Here is a 1368-nt window from a genome sequence, read left to right as displayed (position 1 = left end):
GATATGGGGGTGTCGGTGGACTGGGCGACGCGCTCCACGAGAACTCCGGTGTCCGTACGACTCCTAGGTTACGCCTCCATAAGCCTAGGGTTCTGTCTCGCGAAAAGGCAGAAGTGATGCTGTGAGACCCGACACAGGAGGGCGCGGGAGGCGGCGGTCGCGCACGGCGGACGGGGGCTGAGCAGGGCTTTCGGCAGGGGCGGGACGGCGGCGGCCGGAAGGTACGGAGAAGATGGCCGTATGACCGGGAACCAATCCAGCGCGGGACATCTGCTGCGACTGATCCGCGGCGGGCAGGCGACCACCCGCGGCGAACTCCAGCGCGCCACCGGACTGTCCCGATCCACCGTCGGCCACCGCCTCGACCAGCTTTTCGGGGCGGGCTGGATCCGCGACGGCGCCACCGTGCCCGTGGGCGGCCCGGCGGGCGGGCGTCCGTCGAACCGCCTGGAGTTCGACGGCTCGCACGCCGTGGTCCTCGCCGTGGACGTGGAGACCAGGCACGGGCTGGCTGCCGCGCTGGACCTCAACGGCCGGGTGCTGGCCGAGCACACCGGGCCGCTGAACATCGAGGACGGCCCGGAGAACGTGATCGACCGGGTGGCGAGGTGGTTCCCGCCGCTGCTGGAGCGGGCCGGGGCGGGGCCGGGAGACGTCTGCGGCATCGGGGTGTCGGTGCCGGGGCCGGTGGAGTGGGAGTCGGGGCAGGTGGTCCAGCCGCCGATCATGCCGGGCTGGGACCGCTACCCGATCCCGGAGCGGATGCGGCGGGCGTATCTGCGGCACACCGGCGCGGACGGCGAGGGCCCCGTGGTGCTGGTGGAGAACGACGCCAACCTCATGGCGTACGCCGAACAGCGCACCGGCTGGCGCGACTGCGGCGCCTTCCTGCTGGTCAAGGTCTCCACCGGCATCGGCGCGGGGCTGGTGGTGGACGGCGAGATGTACCGCGGCATCGACGGGGGCGCGGGGGACATCGGGCACATCAGGCTGCACGACCGGCCCGACGCGCTGTGCATGTGCGGCTCGTACGGCTGCCTGGCGGCGGTCGCCAGCGGCCGGGCGCTGGCGGCGCGGCTGACCGGCTCCGGCATCCCGGCCGCGTCCGGCACCGGGGTGCGCGAGCTGCTGGCGGCCGGGCAGCCCGACGCGGTGCGGCTGGCCCGGGAGGCGGGGCGCCGGGTGGGGGAGGTGCTGGTCACCGTCGTCACCGTGCTCAACCCCGGAGTGCTGATGATCGCGGGCGACCTGGCCGGCGCCCCGTTCGTCACCGGGGTGCGCGAGTTGCTCTACCAGCGGGCGATGCCCCGCAGCACCGCTCATCTGACCGTGGTCACCTCCCGGCTGGGGGAGCGGGCGGGGCTGGTG

General features: G+C 73.8%; 1 protein-coding gene. It reads left to right on the top strand.

The window, feature by feature from the left end:
• Positions 1 to 240: 240 nt before the first annotated feature.
• Positions 241 to 1368 (top strand): ROK family transcriptional regulator (locus tag L7D48_RS28855; protein WP_237884059.1); only part of this gene is annotated, 1128 nt, incomplete at its 3' end.

Origin of the sequence: Streptomyces sp. ICN903 (assembly GCF_022015835.1) — a bacterium.
In the GTDB taxonomy this organism is placed as follows: Bacteria; Actinomycetota; Actinomycetes; order Streptomycetales; family Streptomycetaceae; genus Streptomyces; species Streptomyces fenghuangensis.
The sequence above is the reverse complement of the archived record's forward strand: the minus strand, read 5'-3'. Positions and strand labels throughout refer to the sequence as shown.